Raw genomic sequence first — 19,166 nt, 5'->3', positions numbered from 1 at the left:
CGCGGCGCCGGGGCGGCCGGACGAGCGTCCCGCGCTGGGACGACGTGATGTTCGGCGCCCGCGGCGCCCCGGGCAGCAAGGACGACTGAGCCGGTCGCCCCGCACGCGCACGGCCCTCAGGACTCGATCCGGGCCGGCACGACGAACCAGGGCACCGCCATCTCGGCCTCGGTGAGCGAGCCGTGCAGGCCGTGGAGGGCCAGCAGCTCCGGGCGGGCCGTCCGTGAGTCGACGACGGCGAAGGTGTCGTGCATCGCGACGACGAGGTCGCCGATCCGGGGCAGGTTCTCGGGCCGGACGGGGCCGAACCATCCCGCGGCGACGGCCTCCTCCCGGCGCAGGACGGTGGCCCGCTCCCCGAGGACGGCGGTCCAGGTCGCGTGGACGTCCTCCACGGCACCGGGCTCGCAGTAGACGTGCGGCGCCCTGAACTCGGCGGTGAGATGGCGGATGCCGGCCGCGAGCGTCGGGTCGTGCGCGATGTCGACCCGGAGGGCGTGCGGCACGTCGACCATCCCGTGGTCGGCGGTGACGTGGACGGCGGTGTCGGGCGGGACGGACGCGACGAGCCGGCGCAGGGCGGCGTCGACGGAGGCGACCTCCTCGCCCCACTCCCACGACGAGCAGCCGTGGACGTGGCCGACCTTGTCGACGTCGCCCCAGTAGAGGTAGACGAGGGCGTGCGGCGCGGCCCGCAGAGCGGCGAGCGTCGTGTCGACGCGCGCCTCGAGCGACTCCGCGGCCGCGAACCGTCCGCCGCGCAGGGCGGCCCGGGTCAGGCCCGAGCCGTCGAAGTATGCGGGGCCGACCCGGGTCACCGCGACGCCGGCGGACTCGGCCCGCTGGAAGACCGTCTCGACGGGCTGCCACACCTCCGGGACCGGGCCGTCCTCCCAGGACAGCTCGTTGAGTAGCCGGTCCGCCTCCGGGATGAGGACCTCGTAGCCCACCATGCCGTGGACCCCCGGCGCCTCACCCGTCCCGAACGTCGCCATCGAGGTCGCCGTCGTCGACGGGAACCCGGCCGTGATCCGGGCGGCGGAGGGCAGGAGGGACCGGAGGAACGGCGCGTGACCGCTGCGGGTCCGCAGCAGCTCGTAGCCGAGCCCGTCGACGAGGACGACGACGGCCCGGCGGGCCGGTCGCTGCGCCGCGGCGGGGACGAGGGAATGCGCGCCGGGCACCGGCATACCGGGCACTCCGAGGCTCGTCGCGACGGTCGTGAGGAGACTGTCGAGCGCCCCGCCCCCGTAGAGCGGCTCCATGGGCCCCCGCACCGGCGCGCTCAGCGGTCGCCGATGCTCGCGGACAGCTCGCGGGCGAACTCGACGGCCCGGACGAAGGCCCGCTGCCCGTCCGCCTCGGCACTGATCCGCAAGGCGATGTCGTCGGCGGCGATCGTGCCCTCGAACCCGTGGTCGGCCTCGCACGAGGGGTCGCCGCACGTCGCCGGGACGAGGTCGACGCGGGACACGGCGCCCCACCCGAGCGTGAGCGTCACCTCGCGGCCCAGGCTGCCCGGCCGGTAGCGCTGCGGGTCGGCGACGACGTGGGTCAGCATGACCCCGCGGACCGTCGAGAGCGGAATGCTCTCGGTCGTCGCCGTGGCCACCTCCTGGACCTGCTGGCCGGCGACGGGCTCCTCGTCGGGGTGGTCGTCGGCGTGCGCGACGACCAGGCGGGTGGCGGTCAGCACGAGGACGGTGATGTGCCGACGGATGACGTCGTGGTCGAACGTCGTCTCCTGGTGGACGAGATGGGAGCGGATCGGCTCCGGCCCGACGGCGGCGGCCACGACGTCGCAGACGAGCGCCGGGTAGTAGCCCGCCCTCGTGATGGCCTCGGTGAGATCCTCCGGCAGGACCAGCTCGGCGGACGGGTGCGCTTGCTCCATCCCGCCATTGTGCCCCAGTGGTTCCTGCCGGTCGGCCCACGGCATCCCTCGGGGGCGTCGGCGCCCGCTCACTCGAGGACCCGCCGACCGGGGTCGGGCCGCCGTCCGACGGCCCGCAGCCGGCATCCGGCCCCGAGGACCTCGACCCCACCGGCGTGGGCGACGACGGGGTTGAGCTCGAGCGAGGCGACCTCCGGGATCTGGTCGGCGAGGACCGAGAGCCGGCCGACGAGGTCGGCGAGCGCCTCCCGGTCGACCGGCTCCGCGCCCCGGAAGCCCTGGAGCAGGGGTGCCGCGGCGACCGAGTCGAGGAGCTCCTCGATGTCCACGTCGGTGAGCGGCGGCACGCGGTAGCCGACGTCGTCGAGAAGCTCCGCGGGGGCGCCGGCCACGGCGAAGGAGACGACAGGGCCGAAGAGCGGGTCCTCGGTCGTGCCGACGACGCACGAGACGCCCGACGGTGCCATCCCCTGGACGACGAGCGTGCTCGAGGCGGTGCGGTCCAGGCGCTCGCGGAGCGAGGCGAAGGCGACCCGGACGGCGGCGGCGTCCTCGAGGTCGAGCCGGATGCCGGCCACGGCGTTCTGGTTGCGGACGGTCTGGGAGGTCGTCTTGAGGATGACGGGGTAGCCGATCGAGTCGGCCGCCGCGACCGCCTCGTCCGCGGTGGACACGGTGAGCCGCCGCCACAGGCGGATGCCGTATGCCGCGAGGAGGGTCGCCGTCTCCTCCTCGCCGAGGGTCGCGCCCTCCGGCCTGTCGTGGAGGGCCCGGTGGACGATCTTCTCGGCGGAGTCCCGGTCGACCCCGATGAGCGCGAACGGGCGTCCCTTGTCCTTGGCCCGCCACTCGCCGTATCGGGTGGCGGCGGCGAGGGCTCGCACGGCGTCCTCGGGCATGGAGTAGACGGGGAGGGAGCGACCGGGCTCGGAGAGGGCCGACTCCCGCGCCCCGAGGACGCGGGTGCCCCCGTCGACCCCCCGCATCCCGAGGAAGACGGCGACGCACGGCTTGTCGGTCTCGGCCCCCGCATCGCGGACGAGGTCGACGACGGCCTCGTCGATCTCCCGCAGCGGGGGGACGAAGGACGCGAGGACGCTGTCGACGGCCGGGTCCGCGTAGGCCGCCGCGACCGCCGCCTGGAAGTCCTCGATGGAGGCGTCGGGCGCAAGGCTGACGGGCCCGTGGGTCACGAGCAGCCCGGCGGCCACGCAGCCCTGCGCGCTGAGCTGGTCCAGGCCCGCGGAGTTGCCGACGATGGCGACCCGGTTGCCGGTCGGAAGCGGCTGGTGGACGACGAGCTGGGCGACGTCGAACAGCTCGTGGATCGTGCCGACCCGGATGACGCCGGCCTGGCGCAGGAGGGCCTCGAAGGCCCGTGGGCTGCTCCTGGTGACGCGCGCCTCGTGCCCCGGTGGCATACCGAATGCCGAGATGCCGGACTTGACGACGATGACCGGCTTGGTCGCCGCGAGGTTGCGGGCGATCCGGGAGAACTTGCGGGGGTTGCCCATCGACTCCAGGTAGAGGCCGACGGCGTCGGTGCGCGGGTCGTCGACCCAGTACTGCATGAAGTCGTTGCCCGACACGTCGACCCGGTTTCCCGCGGAGGCGAAGACGGCGACGCCGAGGTTGCGCCGGGCGGCCGAGGCGAGGACGGCGATGCCGAGGGCGCCGGACTGGGAGAAGAGGGACAGCCCGCCGGCCGGGGGGACCTCTCGCGACAGGGTGGCGTCGAGGGACAGCTCCGGGTCGGTGTTGATGATGCCGAAGGAGTTCGGCCCGACGACCCGCATACCGGCCCGACGGGCCCGGTGGAGCAGGGCCCGCTGCAGCCGCGCCCCGTCCTCGCCCGTCTCGGCGAACCCGGCGCTCACGACGAGGAGGGACTGCACTCCCTTGACGGCGCAGTCGTCGACGACGTCGAGGACCTCCGAGGCGGGGACCGCGACGATGGCGAGGTCGACCTCCTCGGGGATGTCGCTGACCCGGGCGTGGACCGGGCGGCCGAGGATCTCGTCGGCCTCGAGGTTCACGACGTGGACGAGGCCCGTGTAGCCGCCCGCGTCGATGTTGGCGAGGATCCGCCGCCCGACCGACTCCTCGCGCCGGCTCACGCCGACGACGGCGATGCTGCGGGGATAGACGATGGAGTTCATGCTCACGGCCTCGGCGCGGTGCTCGCGGGCCGCTCGCACCGCCTCCGACCGGTCCGTCGGCGAGATGTCGAACCCGACGACGACGATGCCGTCCTCGATGTGGCGCGTCACGTCGTAGCCGGCCTCGGTGAAGACGGTGAGCATCTTGTGGTTCTGGGGCAGCACCTCGGCGACGAACCGCCGGATCCCCCGCTCCTGGGCGATGGCGGCGAGGTGCTCCAGGAGCACCGACCCGATCCCCCGGCCCTGGAAGTGGTCGCTGATGTTGAAGGCCACCTCGGCCGTCGTCCCGTCGATGGCGTCGTAGCGTCCGACGCCGATGATCTCGTCGCGCCGGGTGACGACGAGGGCGACGCGACGGTCGTAGTCGACGTGGGTGAACCGGAAGACGTCGCGGTCGGACAGCTCCCGCAGCGGGGCGAAGAAGCGCAGGTAGATCGACTCGTCGGACTGCCCGCGGTGGAAGGCCTGCAGACCCTCGGCGTCGTCGGGCCTGATGGGTCGCACGTGGGCGACGCTCCCGTCGCGCAGGACGACGTCCGCCTCCCACTCGACCGGGTAGCCCAGCGGGTTCTCGGCGGCCATGGCGGCAAGCGTCTCACGTCGGGGAGACTCTGGGCATGGAGGTACGCGACGCGATTCGCCGACGGCACATGGTGCGACGGTTCGACCCGGGGGTCCCCGTCCCGGAGGAGGTCGTGCGCGACCTCGTCGACCTCGCGACCCGGGCTCCGAGCGCCGGCTTCAGCCAGGGCTGGGACTATCTCGCCCTCCTCGGGAGGGAGGAGACCGATGCCTTCTGGGCCGCGACGGCCGACGCCGAGGAGCCCGACGGGTGGCTCGAGGGCCTCATGACCGCCCCGGCGCTCGTCCTGTGCCTGTCCCACCCGGCGGCATACCTCGACCGGTATGCCGAGCCCGACAAGGGGTGGGCCGACCGGTCGACGGAGCACTGGCCGGTCCCCTACTGGGACACCGACGTCGCGATGGGGGCGATGATCATGCTCCTGCGGGCCGTCGACCTCGGGCTCGGCGCCCTCTTCTTCGGCGTGCCCGTCGAGGCGCACGGGCAGGTGCGGGCGAGGTTCGGCATACCGGAGAGCAGGAGGGTCGTCGGCGTCGTCGCCCTCGGCACCGAGGCGCCCCACCCGAAGAGCCCCTCGCTGCGGCGGGGCCGCCGTCCGCTCGACGAGGTGCTCCACCGGGGCCGGTTCGGCGCGCCGGGTGAGGTCGGTTCGGGTCCGTCGGCGACAATGGGCGGCTGACCAGCCCTACCGCCCGACGTGAGGATGCCCCACCCCCATGGCCCGCCGCACGACCACCCCGGACGCCGAGGCCTTCGACGGCGACGGGACCATCGTCGACATCGACGTCGTCGAGGAGATGCAGAACGCCTACCTCGAGTACTCCTACTCCGTCATCCACTCCCGGGCCCTGCCCGACGCCCGTGACGGGCTCAAGCCGGTCCAGCGCCGGATCCTGTATGCGATGTCGGAGATGGGCCTGCGACCCGACCGCGGCCATGTGAAGTCCAGCCGGGTCGTCGGCGAGGTGATGGGCAAGTACCACCCGCACGGGGACAGCGCGATCTACGAGGCGATCGTCCGGATGGCCCAGCCGTTCACCATGCGGCTTCCGCTCGTCGACGGTCACGGGAACTTCGGCTCCCTCGACGACGGCCCCGCGGCGAGCCGCTACACCGAGGCCCGGATGGCGAGCGCGGCCATGGTCATGGTCGGCTCCCTCGACGAGGACACCGTCGACTTCGTCCCCACCTACGACGACCAGCACGAGCAGCCCTCCGTCCTGCCGGCCGCCTACCCCAACCTCCTCGTCAACGGCACGTCGGGCATCGCCGTCGGCATGGCGACGAACATGGCGCCGCACAACCTCGTCGAGGTCGTCGGCGCCGCCCGCCACCTCATCGACCACCCGACGTGCTCCCTCGACGACCTCATGAAGTTCGTCCCCGGCCCCGACCTGCCCCAGGGTGGGCGGATCGTCGGCCTCGACGGCATCCGCGACGCCTACCTCACCGGTCGGGGGACCTTCCGGACCCGGGCGACGGTGCGGATCGAGAGCGTCACGCCGCGGCGCAAGGGCATCGTCGTCACCGAGCTGCCCTACCTCATCGGTCCGGAGAAGGTCGTCGAGAAGGTCAAGGAGCACGTCCAGGCCAAACGCCTGCAAGGCATCAGCGACATCAAGGACCTCACCGACCGCACCCACGGCCTGCGGCTCGTCATCGAGGTGAAGAACGGCTTCAACCCCGAGGCGATCCTCGAGCAGCTCTACAAGCTGACGCCGATGGAGACCTCGTTCGGCATCAACAACGTCGCCCTCGTCGACGGGCAGCCCCGGACGATGGGCCTGAAGGAGCTGCTCCAGGTCTACGTCGACTTCCGGATCGAGGTCGTCCGCCGGCGGACGGCGCACCGGCTGGCCCGCCGGGAGGCGCGGCTCCATCTCGTCGAGGGCCTCATCATCGCGATCATCGACATCGACGAGGTGATCCAGCTCATCCGCTCCTCCGACGACGACGCGACCGCCAGGACGCGGCTCATGGACGTCTTCGACCTGTCGGAGGCACAGGCGACCTACATCCTCGACCTGCGGCTGCGGCGGCTGACGAAGTTCTCCCGCATCGAGCTGGAGAAGGAGCGCGACGACCTCCAGCGCGACATCGAAGCGCTGCGGGCCGTCCTCGACGACGAGCGGCTCCTGCGGAGGACGGTGAGCGGCGAGCTCGCCGACGTCGCCAAGGCGCACGGCACCCCCCGGAGGACCGTCCTGCTGGAGTCGGCCGGGAACCCTGTCTCGGCCGCCACTCCCCTCGAGGTCACCGACGACCCGTGCTGGGTGCTGCTGTCGGCCGGCGGCCTCCTCGCCCGGACGACGTCGGCCGATCCGCTGCCCGCCGACGGACCGCGGGCCCGCCACGACGGCATCGTCGGCGCGGTCGCCACGTCGGTGAGGGGCGACTACGGCCTCGTGACGAGCCTCGGCCGGATCGTGCGACTGTCCGCGCTCGACCTGCCCACCCTGCCGCCGACCGCCGGGTCGCCGAGCCTGGCCGGCGGGGCGCCGCTCGCGGCATACGTCGACCTCGGGCGCGAGGAGCAGCCGCTCACGATCGTCTCCCTCGACCCCACGGGGCCGGGCCTCGCCCTCGGCACGGCCACCGGCGTCGTCAAGCGGGTGACCCCCGACTACCCGTCCCGCGACTCCTTCGAGGTCATCGCCCTCAAGGACGGCGACGTCGTCGTCGGTGCCGCGCAGGTCCGGGCGGAGGGTGACGACCTCGTCTTCGTCACGAGCGATGCCCAGCTGCTGCGCTTCCCGGCCGCCGCGGTGCGCCCCCAGGGCCGGGCCGCCGGCGGGATGGCGGGCATCCGTCTCGGGTCCGGCCGGCGCGCGGTCTTCTTCGGGGCCGTCGACCCGGCGGCCGACAACCTCGTCGTCACCTCGAGCGGCTCCGCCGACGCCCTCCCCGGCACGCAGCCCGGCTCCCTCAAGGTCACCCCGTATGCCGCCTACCCCGCCAAGGGCCGGGGCACGGGGGGCGTCCGCGCTCACCGGTTCCTCCGAGGCGAGGACACCCTCGTCCTCGCCTGGGTGGGGGCCGGCCCGGCCCGTGCCAACGCCCCGGGCGGCGGGGCCGTCGAGCTGCCCGCCCCGGACGACCGGCGCGACGGGTCGGGCACCCCCGCGGCGACGGTCATCGCCGGCATCGGCTCCCCCGTCGGCTGACCGGACGCTCGCCTCGGCGCCGACGCCACCGACGGTCCGATATCTCGGTTTCCTGGGGGTCGGCCGGACGCGGTCTGGACGATGGCTGGACCTCGTGCTCGGCACAGGGACACCGCGTTATGTAATCGTTACCGCATCGGGGGGACGTCACCGTTGCGCCTGGTGTGTAAACGCTTTTACCTTGGGACCTGTTTCCCTCACCGTCGAGGCGCTCGCCTCGACGCGACCAAGCGAATGGAGGCGGGCACTACATGGCCCTCTACTCAAAGCGTCGGACCCTGACGCTGCTGGCCGGCGCAGCGACCCTGTCGCTCATGGCGGCCGCCTGCAGCAGTGGGAGCAACTCCAGCTCCTCCGACACCAGCGCGGACAACTCCCGTGGGCCCATCACCTACGTCCAGGGCAAGGACAACAGCGACATCCTCGCCCCGACGGTCGCCGCGTGGAACAAGGCCCACCCCAACGAGAAGGTGACCGCCAAGGAGCAGTCCGACCAGGCCGACCAGCAGCACGACGACCTCGTCCAGAACTTCCAGGCCAAGAGCGACGCCTACGACGTCGTGTCCGTCGACGTCGTGTGGACGGCCGAGTTCGCTGCGAAGGGCTGGCTCACGCCGCTCAAGGGCGACATGGCTCTCGACACGACCGGCTACCTCCCGGCGACGGTCAAGGCCGCGACGTACAACAACACCCTGTTCGCCGCGCCCGTCTCCTCCGACGGCGGGATCCTCTACTACCGCAAGGACCTCGTCCCCACGCCGCCGACGACGATCGACGACATGTGGAAGGACTGCGCCATCGCGAAGAAGAACAACATGGACTGCTACGCGGGCCAGTTCGCGAAGTACGAGGGCCTCACCGTCAACGCGACGGAGTGGATGAACACCTTCGGCGGCAAGGTCGTCGACGACAGCGGCAAGCCGGTCGTCGACTCGCCCGAGTCCCTCAAGGGCCTGACCGCCCTCGTCGACGGGTTCAAGCAGGGCTACATCCCCAAGCAGGCGCTGACCTACCAGGAGGAGCAGGGCCGCCAGTCCTTCGAGGCGGGCAAGCTGCTCTTCCTGCGCAACTGGCCCTACGTCTACAACCTCGCGCTGACCGACGCCTCGTCGAAGGTCAAGACGAAGTTCGCCGTCGCGCCGCTGCCGGGTGCCACCGCGGGCAACCCGGGCACGTCCTCGCTCGGCGGTCACAGTGCGGCGATCAGCGCCTACTCGAAGCACAAGGCGACCGCGCTCGACTTCCTGAAGTTCCTCACGAGCGAGGAGCAGCAGAAGTTCAACATGGAGAAGGGCTCCCTCGCCCCGACCCGTGAGTCGCTGTACAGCGACGCGAGCCTCGTCAAGACCTACCCCTACCTGCCGACACTGCTCAAGTCGATCCAGAGCGCGGTGCCGCGTCCGGTCACGCCGTTCTACCCGGCGGTCACGACGGCCATCCAGGACAACTCGTATGCCGCGATCTCCCTGGCCACGGCTCCGGACCAGGCGCTGAAGAACATGCAGGCAGCCCTGACGGCCGCGATCTCCGGCAGCTGATCCACGCCGCGGCACCGGGGCCAGCCCACGCCGCGACGCCCTGGGTAGGGGTGGCTTCCGCCGCCCCTACCCAGGGCCAACCCTCACCATCCCCCGTCGGGTCAGGAGACAGCACATGAGCGCAGTCGCTCAAGGGGCGCCACAGACCAAACCACCGAAGCTCCGCAAGAGCCTCAACGCCGGACAGGGCCGCCTCGGGCTTCTGCTCGTGGTCCCCACCCTCGTATTCCTCACCGTCATCATCATCTACCCGCTCGTCTGGGCGATCGTCCTGTCCTTCCAGAAGGACGCCGGCCTGGACAAGGCGACCGGCCTGTTCGTCGAGGGCGGCAGCGCCGGGTTCAGCAACTACACCCACTGGCTGCTCCAGCGGTGCGGCGAGACCTCGTGTCCGCCGGGCACGCTCGGCTCGCAGTTCTATTCGGCCTTCTGGGTGACGATCTTCTTCACCGTCGTCAGCGTGACCATCGAGATCATCCTCGGCATGTGGTTCGCCATCATCATGAACAAGGACTTCAAGGGCCGGGCCCTGGTCCGCGCCGCGATCCTCATCCCGTGGGCCATCCCGACGGCCGTCACGGCGAAGCTCTTCTACTTCATCCTCGCCTACGACGGCATCGCCAACCACCTGCTCGGCCTCGTCGGCATCGACCCACTCCTGTGGACGAGCGACCCGTGGCCGGCGAAGTTCGCCATCATCATCGCCGACGTGTGGAAGACGACGCCGTTCATGGCGCTGCTCATCCTCGCCGGTCTCCAGCTCATCCCTTCCGACGTCTACGAAGCCTCCCAGATCGACGGCGCGAGCCGCTGGCAGACCTTCACGAAGATCACCCTTCCGCTCGTCAAGGTGCCGCTCATGGTCGCCGTCCTCTTCCGGACGCTCGACGTGCTGCGGATCTACGACCTGCCGGCGATCCTCACCGGCGGCGCCGGCGGCACGACCTCGCTGTCGATGCTCGTCATCAAGCAGATCCGAGCCGGATTCCACAGTGCGGCCGCCCTGTCGACGATCGTCTTCATCATCATCGCCATCGTCGCCTGGCTGTTCATCCAGTTCGGCGGCGCCGAAGTCATCCAACGTCCCCCGGGCAGCAAGAAGAAGGGCAAGGGGGACGACGACACCACCCAGGCCACCACCGCCGCCGCGATGGTGTCCAACACCTCGATGGGAGGTGGCGGAGCATGAGCGCCACGACCGCGCCGACCTCGTCGGCACCCGCCGCCGAGACGACGGGGCAGGAGATCCACCATGACCGCAACCGGTGGGGCCAGATCCGGCTGTACGTCGGGCTCGCCGTCATCGTCGTCTGGGGCCTCGCCCCGGCCTACTGGATGGTCGTCACCGCCTTCCGCGACGTCGGCTACACCTTCGACACGTCGCCGTGGCCGACCCACGTCACGCTCGACAACTTCCGCACGGCGTTCGACACGAGCCGCGGCAACCACTTCGGGGCGGCGCTCTGGCACAGCATCGTCATCGGAATCGTCACGACGGCCGTCGCCATGCTCGTCGGCGTCTTCGCCGCCTACGCCATGTCCCGGCTCAACTTCCCGGGCAAGTTCATCATCCTCGGGGTCATCCTCGGGTCCTCGATGTTCCCCGGCGTCGCGCTCGTCACCCCGCTGTTCCAGCTGTTCTCCAACCTCGGCTGGCTGCAGGGCGTGAACTACCAGGCGCTCATCATTCCGTACATCTCCTTCGCCCTGCCGCTCACCATCTATACGTTGACGGCGTTCCTCGCGGAGATGCCGTGGGAGCTGGAGGAGTCGGCCCGGATCGACGGGTGCACGCCCGGGCAGGCGTTCCGGAAGATCATGCTGCCGCTGGCGGCGCCCGGTCTCTTCACGACGGCGATCCTCGTCTTCATCGCCTCGTGGAACGAGTTCCTCCTCGCCTCGCAGTTCTCGACGAAGTACACGCAGACCGTGACCGTCGCCATCGCGAGCTTCACCGGAGCCCAGCCGCACCAGGAGCCGTACACCGCCATCATGGCGGCGGGGACCATCGTCACCGTGCCGCTCATCATCATGGTGCTCGTCTTCCAGCGGTGGATCGTCTCCGGCCTGACCGCCGGCGGCGTGAAGGGGTGAGTCGGCCGGCTGCCGACGGCTCGCCATCGACGATGAGGGGGACGAGCCCGGGCGCGGGTGCGAGGAAGCCTCGCGCCCGGGCCCGGGCTGCTCGTCTCGACATGCTCCTCGGGATCCTCGGGTTCTTCACGCTCATGGCGGCCATCCAGACCGTCGTCCTCGAGGTCACGGGCCGACCGGCGGTCCTCTCGGCCCTCGTCCTCCTTCTCCTCGTGGTGTGTCTCGGGATCACCTGGCGGGCACGCCGTCGGCTCGATCTATGAGGTGATGCCCCCATGAGCACCATCACCGACGTGGCCAAGGCTGCGGGCGTGTCGGTGGCCACCGTGTCCCGGGCCCTGCGGGGGCTGGACCGGGTGAGCCCGGAGACCCGGGAGCGGGTCCGTCGGGCCGCGGAGGAGCTCAACTTCGTCGCCTCCCCCACGGCGACCTCCCTCGTCTCCGGGCGCACCCGGGTCGTCGCCGTCGTCGCCCCCTTCCTCACGCGGTGGTTCTTCTCCACCCTCGTGAGCGCGATCGACCGCACCCTTCGCGCCCAGGACCACCACGTCCTCCTCTTCGACCTCGAGGACGACCGGTTCGACCGACGCCGGGAGCTGACCCGGACGATGCTGTGGAAGCGGGTCGACGGACTCATCAGCCTCAACGTCCCCTTCACCCCCGCGGAGATGGCGCTCCTGGACCGCCTGCGCCTGCCGCACGTCAGCATCGGCACCCTCGTCCCGGGGCGACCCATCGTGCGCATCGACGACGCCGCCGCGGCACGCGTCGCGACCCAGCACGTCATCGGCCTCGGGCACACCCGGATCGCCTACGTCGGCGTCGTGAGTCCGAATGTCGCCCTCGCGCAGGTTCCCCAGTACCGGCTCGACAGCTTCCGGGCGACGCTGGACGCGCACGGCCTGGAGTACCGGCCCGACTGGACCGTCGGCTCGGACTGGACGGCCGACGCGGCCGCCCGCGACATCGATCGGGTGCTCGCCCAGCGCGACCCGCCGACCGCCGTCGTCGCGGCCTCCGACGAGATGGCCGTCGGCGTCCTCCAGGCGGCCCGGCGGCGTGGCATACCCGTCCCGGAGCGCCTCTCGGTCGTCGGCATCGACGACTTCTACCTCGCCGGCGTCATGGACCTCACCACGGTGCGGCAGAACGTCTCGGCCCAGGGCGCCACGGCGGCGACGATGCTCCTCGCCCTCCTCGACGACGAGCCGGCGGACGCCGTCGTCATCATGCCGACCCAGCTGGTCATCCGGGGCTCGACGGGACCGGCGACCTCTGCGGGTCCGGCCTCCTCCGCGGGGTGAGGACGCCCCCGCCCGGCGGTCACGCGTCGATGCGCTCGCGGTCGAGCTCGGCGCCGGACTCGACGATGAAGTCCTTGCGGGGGGCGACGTCGTTGCCCATGAGCAGCTCGAAGACCCGCTCGGCGGCCTCCCCGTCGGACAGGGTCACCTTGCGCAGGGTCCGGTGCCGCGGATCCATCGTCGTCTCGGCGAGCTGGTCGGCATCCATCTCCCCGAGGCCCTTGTAGCGCTGGAGCGGCTGCTTGACGGTGCGGTTGCGCCTGCTCAGCGAGGCGAGCGTCCGGCGCATCTCCCCCTCGCTGTAGGTGTAGATGAGCTCGTTCTTCTTCGAGCCGGCATTGACCACCTCGATCCGGTGCAGCGGCGGCACCGCGGCATACACCCGGCCGGCCTCGACGAGCGGCCGCATGTAGCGGAAGAAGAGGGTGAGCAGCAGCGTCCGGATGTGGGCACCGTCGACGTCGGCGTCGGTCATGATGACGACCTTGCCGTAGCGGGCGGCGTCGAGGTCGAAGGTGCGGCCCGACCCCGCCCCGATGACCTGGATGATCGCCGCGCACTCGGCGTTCTTCAGCATGTCGCCGACCGAGGCCTTCTGGACGTTGAGGATCTTGCCGCGGATCGGCAGGAGGGCCTGGAAGTCGCTCGAGCGGGCGAGCTTCGCCGTGCCGAGGGCGCTGTCGCCCTCGACGATGAACAGCTCGGACCGCTCGACGTCGTTGCTGCGGCAGTCGACGAGCTTGGCCGGCAGGGTCGAGGTCTCCAGTGCGTTCTTGCGGCGCTGGGTCTCCTTGTGCAGCCGCGCGCTGATCCGCGACTTCATTTCGGCGACGAGCTTGTCGAGCAGGGCAGCCGGCTCGGCCTTGTCGCCTCGCTTCGTCGACGTCATCCGGGCCGTGAGCTCCTGCTCGACGACCCGCGACACGATCGTCCGGACGGCCGAGGTGCCGAGGACCTCCTTGGTCTGGCCCTCGAACTGCGGCTCGGCGAGCCGCACGGTGACGACGGCGGTCAGCCCGGCGAGGATGTCCTCCTTGTCGATCTTGTCGTTGCCGACCTTGAGACGGCGGGCGTTGAGCTCCAGCTGCTTGCGGAACACCTTGAGCAGCGCCTGCTCGAACCCCGCGATATGGGTGCCGCCCTTCGGTGTCGCGATGATGTTGACGAAGGAGACGACCTTCGTGTCGTAGCCGGTCCCCCACCGGACGGCGACGTCGACGTCGCACTCGCGCTCGACCTCCGTCGACACCATGTGGCCGTTGCGGTCGAGGACCGGCACCATCTCGGTGAAGGTGCCGGCGCCCTGCAGCCGCCACACGTCGGTCACCGGGGCGTCGGGGGCGAGGAACTCGCAGAACTCGCTGATCCCGCCGTCGTAGGAGAAGACCTCCTCGTGCGGACCCTCCTCGCCGGCCGTCCCCGGGAGGCGGCGCTCGTCGCGGACGACGATCGTCAGCCCCGGGACGAGGAAGGCGGTCTGCCGGGCCCGGCTCACGAGACCGCCGTAGTCGAACGCCGCGTCCGCCAGGAAGATCTGCCGGTCGGCCCAGTACCTCACCCGCGTGCCGGTCACCCCGCGCTTGACCCTGCCGACGACGAGCAGCTCGCTGCCCTTGTCGTATGCCGTGAACGGGTGCTCCGGGTCCTTGGCCCCCTCGGCGCCGGCCGCGTCGGAGAAGGCGCCGGGCTCCCCCCGGCGGAAGCTCATGGCATACGTCCGGCCGCCCCGGTCGACCTCGACGTCGAGCCGGCTCGACAAGGCGTTGACGACCGACGCTCCGACGCCGTGGAGCCCGCCGGAGGCCGTGTAGGAGCCGCCGCCGAACTTCCCGCCGGCGTGCAGCTTGGTGTAGACGAGCTCGACGCCGGTGAGCCCCGACCTCGGCTCGATGTCGACGGGGATGCCGCGACCGTTGTCACGGACCTCGACCGAGCCGTCGGCCATGAGGACGACCGCGATGTGGTCGCAGGCGCCGGCGAGCGCCTCGTCGACGGCATTGTCGATGATCTCCCACAGGCAGTGCATGAGCCCGCGGCCGTCGGTCGATCCGATGTACATGCCGGGCCGCTTCCGGACCGCCTCGAGGCCCTCGAGGACCTGCAGGTGGTGGGCGGTGTAGTCCTGCGCCGAGATGCTCGACGCCGTCTTCTTCGCGGTGGCGGCGGCCAACGGGTTCGTCCTTTGCGGGTGGGTGCTCGTCGTGCGGGGGCGCGGCTCGGGCGCGCCGTATGCAGGGTAGCCGCCGGGTCCGTCACCGGCCGAGCGGCCACGCGGCGACCACGGATGCTCGTCGCGCTGCCGTCCGGCGATGAGGTCCTTCGACGACGAGGGCCGCGGCACGGGCCCGTTCGCGGGATGTCGGTGCCCTCGCATACGGTGGACGGGTCACGGCGAAGGACACGATTTCATCCCACAGGTCGTCGATGTACCCGGTGGGAAGCAATCCTCGTGCTTCACTGTTGACCAGAGGACAGGTTCGAACGATCGACATGATGTGAAGGAGGCAGACGTGAACGCGACGTTGGCACCCGAGCTGACCGCCGCCGACCGGTGCGACCGCTGCGGCGCACAGGCCTACATCCGCGCCCGCCTCACCGGTGGGGGGGAGCTGCTGTTCTGCGCCCACCACGGGCGGCAGCACCTGGACAAGCTGCGTGACCACGCGGTGATCCATGACGAGTCCGATCGGCTCGTCGAGCGGGTGACCCCGCTCAGCGACGTCGGGCGCTGATGCTCGCTGCCCTCGCGGACGGGGGCGCGGCGCCGGCGGTGAGCTACTGGCTTCCCGCCCTGATGATCGCCGTCGGCATCGTGGGGATCGTCGTGCCGGTGCTTCCGGGGCTGCTGCTCGCCGTCGGGGGCGTGCTCGTCTGGGCCCTGATGGTCCGGAGCGGGCTGGCGTGGACGGTTCTCGCGGCGTGCGTGGTGCTCTATGCCGCCGCGCTCACGGCGCAGGTTCTCGTCCCCGGCCGGCGGTTGCGTCGCCAGGGGGTGACCACCTGGACCCTGGTCCTCGCGGGGATCGCCGGCATCGTCGGGTTCTTCGTCGTGCCGGTCGTCGGCCTGCCGTTGTTCTTCGTCGCCGCGATCTGGGTCGTCGAACTGCTCCGGCACCGTGACCCTGCCGTGGCCTGGCGGCGGACGAAGCACGCGCTCGTCGCCGTCCTGCAGAGCATGGGGATCGAGCTCGCGGCGGGTCTGCTCATCGCGTTCGTCTGGGGCGGCGCCGCCATCGCCACGTGGCGCTCCTCCACCTGATGGGCCCGGGTGAGGCGCCACGAGCCGCCGACGACACTGATCTGCCCCCTGCGCTCGAGTAGGTGGAGCGCTCGTGTGGGTGGAGCAGCCGACGTCAGGACGCTGGTTGCCCCACCCACAAGGGGGCAGGAGGCGTCACGCGATGGGCGTGGGGCACACCTGTGCGTCGGGTCACCAGCCGCCGGAGCCGCGCCGACGGTCCCAGCGCTGCTCGAGGCGTTGCATGAAGGTGCCGCTCGGACGGGCCTTCGGCGCGCGCCCCTTACTGCGGGTACGGGAGTGCGTCGTCCCGACCGACCCGTCGGGGCGCACCGGCCCGAGGGGCACCTGGTTCTTGCGCTTGCGGGGCGGGGCGACGGCCTGGACGACGGCGGCCACCATGACGACGAACCCGATGGCGCCGACCCACATGTTCGACAGGTTGACACCGACGAGGACGACGCCGAGTCCCACGAGGAAGCCGACGGCGGCGACGATGTAGCGGCGGCGCTGGGCGAGCCCGCCGACACCGCGCATGTGAGAGGCGAACTTGGGGTCCTCCGCGGACAGCGCCTGCTCCATCTGCTCCAGCAGATGCTGCTCGCGGTCAGAGAGCGGCACGGTAACCTCCCACCCTTGGTGTCCTTCTGCGTTCGACGACGCCAAGGTCGTTCGGAACCCCGGACGGTGGACCTGACGTGGTCTGTTACCCACCAGGATATGTCGCGGTCGGTCGGTCCGGTAGTGGAGGGGTCATACCACCGCGCGGATGACGGGCCGGCCGCGGGTGGCGCGTGACCGAGCGGTGTGCCGACCCGTCCGACCTGCTCGGTCGGCGTGTCTAGCGGTCCAGCAGGCTGGCCGGCCGGATGCTTCCGGCACCGAACCGCGCGCTCGCCCGGTCGACCGCTCGGTCGGCGTCCCGCCAGCCGTGCTCGGGCTCGTCGAGCATGCCCTGGACCGGGGCTCGCTCGAGGTCGAGGAGCTTCTCCACCCGGACCCCGACGAGGCGGATCCGCGCCCGCACCAGGCCGAGCCGGTCGAACAGGTCCCGGGCGGCGTCGTAGACGACCCGGCTGGTGTCCGTCGGGTCGCGCAGGGTCCGGGACCGGGTGATCGTCGTGAAGTCGGCGAACCGCACCTTGATCGTCACCGTCCGCCCCATCACCTCGGCCGCCCGCATCCGGGCGGCCACCTTGTCCGACAGCCGCAGCAGTCGTCGATGGATGTATGCGGGGTCGTCGACGTCGTACTCGAACGTCTCGTCCGCCCCGATGCTCTTCTCCGGGACGACCGTCTCGACCCGGCGCGGGTCCCTCCCCCACGCCAGGGCATGGAGATGCTCGCCGGCCGCGTCACCGAGGGCCCGCTTGAGGGTCTCCAGCGGAGTGTGGGCGATGTCGGCGACGGAGCGCAGGCCGAGCCGGACGAGCGACTCCTCGGTCTTGTCCCCGACACCCCAGAGCGCGGCGACGGGCAGCTGCTGGACGAAGGTCACGACCTCGTCGACGGGGACGACGACGAGGCCGTCGGGCTTGGCGAGGTTGGAGGCGAGCTTGGCGACGAACTTCGTGGGTGCGACCCCGATGGAGCAGGTGATGCCCTGCTCGTCGGCGACGGTGTCACGGATCGTCTGGGCGATGACCGCCGGCGGGCCGAGCCGCCGGATCGCGCCGGCGACGTCGAGGAACGCCTCGTCGACCGACAGCGGCTCGACGACCGGGGTGAACGTGCCGAGGGTCGCCATGACGGCGTCGGAGATCCGGCTGTAGAGCCGGTGGTCGGGCGGCAGCACGGTCGCCGTCGGACACAGCCGCCGGGCCCGTCCCATCGGCATGGCCGAGGTGACCCCGAACCGGCGGGCCTCGTAGGTCGCCGAGAGGACGACGCCCCGGTTGCCGGAGCCGCCGATGATGACCGGGGTCCCCCGAAGATCCGGGCGGGCGAGCAGGGACGCCGAGGCGAAGAAGGCGTCCATGTCGACGTGGAGGATGGTGCATCCGGTGTCGTCGGGCGGATCCGGCCGGTCCCGGCCCGGCAGGGCGAACTGGCGCCGGCTCATTCCCGCCCACCCCCGACTCGCCGGCCGCTCCGGTGCAGGGTTCTCCGCGTCATGGCGCGGACCGCCCTGCACTGGAGCGGTGGGCGCTGGCGCAGCCGGCGCGATCCGGCGGGATCGGCGCAACACGGACAAGGGAGACCCACCCGCCGCCGCGGGTGGCGCCATCCCACCCCATCGGGGACTGGCACCCGCCCCGCTGCCGACAGCCCGCCCGTCGGTGGAGACATCCCACCCCATCCGGGACTGGCGCCCACCCCGCTGCCGACAGCCCGCCCGCCCGTCGGTGGAGACATCTCACCCCATCCGGGACTGGCACCCGCCCCGCTGCCGACAGCCCGCCCGTCCGTCGGTGGAGACATCCCATCCCATCCGGGACTGGCATCCACCCCGCTGCCGACAGCCCGCCCGTCCGTCGGTGGAGACATCCCACCCCATCCGGGACTGGCACCCACCCCGCTGCCGACAGCCCGCCCGCCCGCTGGTGGAGACATCCCACCCCATCCGGTCCGGTCAGGCCCTCGTGGCGAGGACGTGGACGACCGCACCGAGCCGCCCGAGGACGGCGGCATCGGGGTGGGCGGCCATGGCGTCCTCGAGGGCGAGCAGCTCGAGTCGCTCGGCCTCGGAGTCGACGCAGGCCGACGGGACGAGGTCGGTGACGATGCGGACCCCGTGCGCATCGGTGACGGCGAGGTCGTGGGCCTGGAGGACCTCGACGAGCTCGTCACGGTCGAACCGCCGGGCGAGCGGGTCGCCCGGCCCCCACCGCCCGTCGGGCGCATCGAGGGCCGCCCTCGCCTGGTCGAACCGGCCGGTGAGGGCATGGGCGAGGACGGTGGCGAGGCGCTGGGCGGCGACGACGGAGACGACCCCGCCCGGTGCGAGGACCCGCGAGATCGCCGCGACGGCGACGTCGGGGTCGTCGACGACCTCGAGGATCCCGTGACAGCAGACGAGATCGACGCAGGAGTCTCCGACGGCGTCGGCGAGGTGGTCGGCGTCGCCCTGGACCGCCGTGACCCGCTCCGACACCCCGGACTCCTCGGCGCGGCGCCGCAGCGAGGCGAGGGCGTCGGGACTGGGGTCGACGACGGTGACGTCGTGGCCCTCCTCGGCGAGGGGGACGG

At 71.6% G+C, this 19,166-nt stretch carries 16 protein-coding genes; 9 read left to right on the top strand and 7 right to left on the bottom strand.

Features of this window, described 5'->3' with window-relative positions; genetic code table 11:
• Positions 1–116 precede the first annotated feature (116 nt).
• The 3 genes from BN12_RS15935 to BN12_RS15925 all read right to left on the bottom strand — a co-directional run bounded on the left by BN12_RS15935 (position 117) and on the right by BN12_RS15925 (position 4,638).
• Positions 117–1,265, bottom strand: coding sequence for an alkaline phosphatase family protein (locus BN12_RS15935; protein WP_048553989.1), 1,149 nt, complete (start codon positions 1,263–1,265; stop codon positions 117–119).
• A 20-nt stretch (positions 1,266–1,285) separates the two neighbouring features.
• Positions 1,286–1,894: a DUF5998 family protein gene (locus tag BN12_RS15930; RefSeq protein ID WP_048553987.1), complete on the bottom strand. Its 609-nt coding sequence runs from the start codon at positions 1,892–1,894 to the stop codon at positions 1,286–1,288.
• Between the two features lie 68 nt (positions 1,895–1,962).
• Positions 1,963–4,638, bottom strand: a complete 2,676-nt coding sequence (locus BN12_RS15925) for a bifunctional acetate--CoA ligase family protein/GNAT family N-acetyltransferase (RefSeq protein ID WP_048553985.1) — start codon at positions 4,636–4,638, stop codon at positions 1,963–1,965.
• A 35-nt stretch (positions 4,639–4,673) separates the two neighbouring features.
• On the opposite strand from BN12_RS15925, the gene BN12_RS15920 reads away from it, so the two are divergent.
• The 7 genes from BN12_RS15920 to BN12_RS15890 all read left to right on the top strand — a co-directional run bounded on the left by BN12_RS15920 (position 4,674) and on the right by BN12_RS15890 (position 12,739).
• On the top strand, positions 4,674–5,318 hold the full coding sequence (locus BN12_RS15920; protein WP_048553983.1) for a nitroreductase family protein: 645 nt from the start codon (positions 4,674–4,676) through the stop codon (positions 5,316–5,318).
• A 37-nt stretch (positions 5,319–5,355) separates the two neighbouring features.
• Positions 5,356–7,803: a DNA gyrase/topoisomerase IV subunit A gene (locus BN12_RS15915; protein WP_048553981.1), complete on the top strand. Its 2,448-nt coding sequence runs from the start codon at positions 5,356–5,358 to the stop codon at positions 7,801–7,803.
• A gap of 251 nt (positions 7,804–8,054) precedes the next feature.
• On the top strand, positions 8,055–9,341 hold the full coding sequence (locus BN12_RS15910) for an ABC transporter substrate-binding protein (RefSeq protein ID WP_048553979.1): 1,287 nt from the start codon (positions 8,055–8,057) through the stop codon (positions 9,339–9,341).
• A gap of 115 nt (positions 9,342–9,456) precedes the next feature.
• Positions 9,457–10,530, top strand: a complete 1,074-nt coding sequence (locus BN12_RS15905; RefSeq protein ID WP_083454699.1) for a carbohydrate ABC transporter permease — start codon at positions 9,457–9,459, stop codon at positions 10,528–10,530.
• Complete coding sequence (locus BN12_RS15900; protein WP_048553977.1) at positions 10,527–11,435, top strand: carbohydrate ABC transporter permease; 909 nt, start codon at positions 10,527–10,529, stop codon at positions 11,433–11,435. The genes BN12_RS15905 and BN12_RS15900 overlap by 4 nt, the downstream gene beginning before the upstream one ends.
• A gap of 101 nt (positions 11,436–11,536) precedes the next feature.
• Positions 11,537–11,698: a hypothetical protein gene (locus BN12_RS15895; protein ID WP_200901234.1), complete on the top strand. Its 162-nt coding sequence runs from the start codon at positions 11,537–11,539 to the stop codon at positions 11,696–11,698.
• A gap of 12 nt (positions 11,699–11,710) precedes the next feature.
• Positions 11,711–12,739: a LacI family DNA-binding transcriptional regulator gene (locus tag BN12_RS15890; protein WP_048553973.1), complete on the top strand. Its 1,029-nt coding sequence runs from the start codon at positions 11,711–11,713 to the stop codon at positions 12,737–12,739.
• 19 nt (positions 12,740–12,758) lie between these two features.
• Here the strand turns inward: BN12_RS15890 and BN12_RS15885 are convergent, their stop codons facing one another.
• Positions 12,759–14,909: a DNA gyrase/topoisomerase IV subunit B gene (locus BN12_RS15885; protein ID WP_048556488.1), complete on the bottom strand. Its 2,151-nt coding sequence runs from the start codon at positions 14,907–14,909 to the stop codon at positions 12,759–12,761.
• A gap of 340 nt (positions 14,910–15,249) precedes the next feature.
• Between BN12_RS15885 and BN12_RS15880 the strand changes: the two genes are divergently transcribed.
• Together BN12_RS15880 and BN12_RS15875 are read left to right on the top strand one after the other, a co-directional pair.
• Positions 15,250–15,471, top strand: a complete 222-nt coding sequence (locus tag BN12_RS15880) for a DUF7455 domain-containing protein (protein ID WP_048556487.1) — start codon at positions 15,250–15,252, stop codon at positions 15,469–15,471.
• The gene (locus BN12_RS15875; protein WP_048553971.1) at positions 15,471–15,998 is read left to right on the top strand and encodes a DUF456 domain-containing protein; all 528 of its coding nucleotides are present in this window, start codon (positions 15,471–15,473) and stop codon (positions 15,996–15,998) included. The genes BN12_RS15880 and BN12_RS15875 overlap by 1 nt, the downstream gene beginning before the upstream one ends.
• A 171-nt stretch (positions 15,999–16,169) precedes the next feature.
• Here the strand turns inward: BN12_RS15875 and BN12_RS15870 are convergent, their stop codons facing one another.
• From BN12_RS15870 to BN12_RS15860, 3 genes are all read right to left on the bottom strand, one after another.
• A complete protein-coding gene (locus BN12_RS15870) occupies positions 16,170–16,598 on the bottom strand; it encodes a DUF3040 domain-containing protein (protein ID WP_048553969.1) in 429 nt (142 codons plus the stop codon).
• Between the two features lie 220 nt (positions 16,599–16,818).
• The gene (gene dinB, locus BN12_RS15865; protein WP_048553968.1) at positions 16,819–18,039 is read right to left on the bottom strand and encodes a DNA polymerase IV; all 1,221 of its coding nucleotides are present in this window, start codon (positions 18,037–18,039) and stop codon (positions 16,819–16,821) included.
• Between the two features lie 510 nt (positions 18,040–18,549).
• Positions 18,550–19,166 (bottom strand): class I SAM-dependent methyltransferase (locus tag BN12_RS15860; protein WP_048553966.1); only part of this gene is annotated, 617 nt, incomplete at its 5' end.

It is taken from the genome of Nostocoides japonicum T1-X7 (assembly GCF_001046855.1).
GTDB lineage: Bacteria > Actinomycetota > Actinomycetes > Actinomycetales > Dermatophilaceae > Nostocoides > Nostocoides japonicum.
This window is presented reverse-complemented; position numbering and strand designations above follow the sequence as displayed.

What these genes read in the sequence shown, in the direction of transcription:
- BN12_RS15900 (WP_048553977.1), top strand. Translation starts at nt 10,527, where the DNA reads ATGAGCGCCACGACCGCGCCGACCTCGTCGGCACCCGCCGCCGAGACG.
- BN12_RS15925 (WP_048553985.1), bottom strand. Translation starts at nt 4,638, where the DNA reads ATGGCCGCCGAGAACCCGCTGGGCTACCCGGTCGAGTGGGAGGCGGAC.
- BN12_RS15930 (WP_048553987.1), bottom strand. Translation starts at nt 1,894, where the DNA reads ATGGAGCAAGCGCACCCGTCCGCCGAGCTGGTCCTGCCGGAGGATCTC.
- BN12_RS15935 (WP_048553989.1), bottom strand. Translation starts at nt 1,265, where the DNA reads ATGGAGCCGCTCTACGGGGGCGGGGCGCTCGACAGTCTCCTCACGACC.
- BN12_RS15905 (WP_083454699.1), top strand. Translation starts at nt 9,457, where the DNA reads ATGAGCGCAGTCGCTCAAGGGGCGCCACAGACCAAACCACCGAAGCTC.
- BN12_RS15875 (WP_048553971.1), top strand. Translation starts at nt 15,471, where the DNA reads ATGCTCGCTGCCCTCGCGGACGGGGGCGCGGCGCCGGCGGTGAGCTAC.
- BN12_RS15920 (WP_048553983.1), top strand. Translation starts at nt 4,674, where the DNA reads ATGGAGGTACGCGACGCGATTCGCCGACGGCACATGGTGCGACGGTTC.
- dinB (WP_048553968.1), bottom strand. Translation starts at nt 18,039, where the DNA reads ATGAGCCGGCGCCAGTTCGCCCTGCCGGGCCGGGACCGGCCGGATCCG.
- BN12_RS15890 (WP_048553973.1), top strand. Translation starts at nt 11,711, where the DNA reads ATGAGCACCATCACCGACGTGGCCAAGGCTGCGGGCGTGTCGGTGGCC.
- BN12_RS15915 (WP_048553981.1), top strand. Translation starts at nt 5,356, where the DNA reads ATGGCCCGCCGCACGACCACCCCGGACGCCGAGGCCTTCGACGGCGAC.
- BN12_RS15910 (WP_048553979.1), top strand. Translation starts at nt 8,055, where the DNA reads ATGGCCCTCTACTCAAAGCGTCGGACCCTGACGCTGCTGGCCGGCGCA.
- BN12_RS15895 (WP_200901234.1), top strand. Translation starts at nt 11,537, where the DNA reads ATGCTCCTCGGGATCCTCGGGTTCTTCACGCTCATGGCGGCCATCCAG.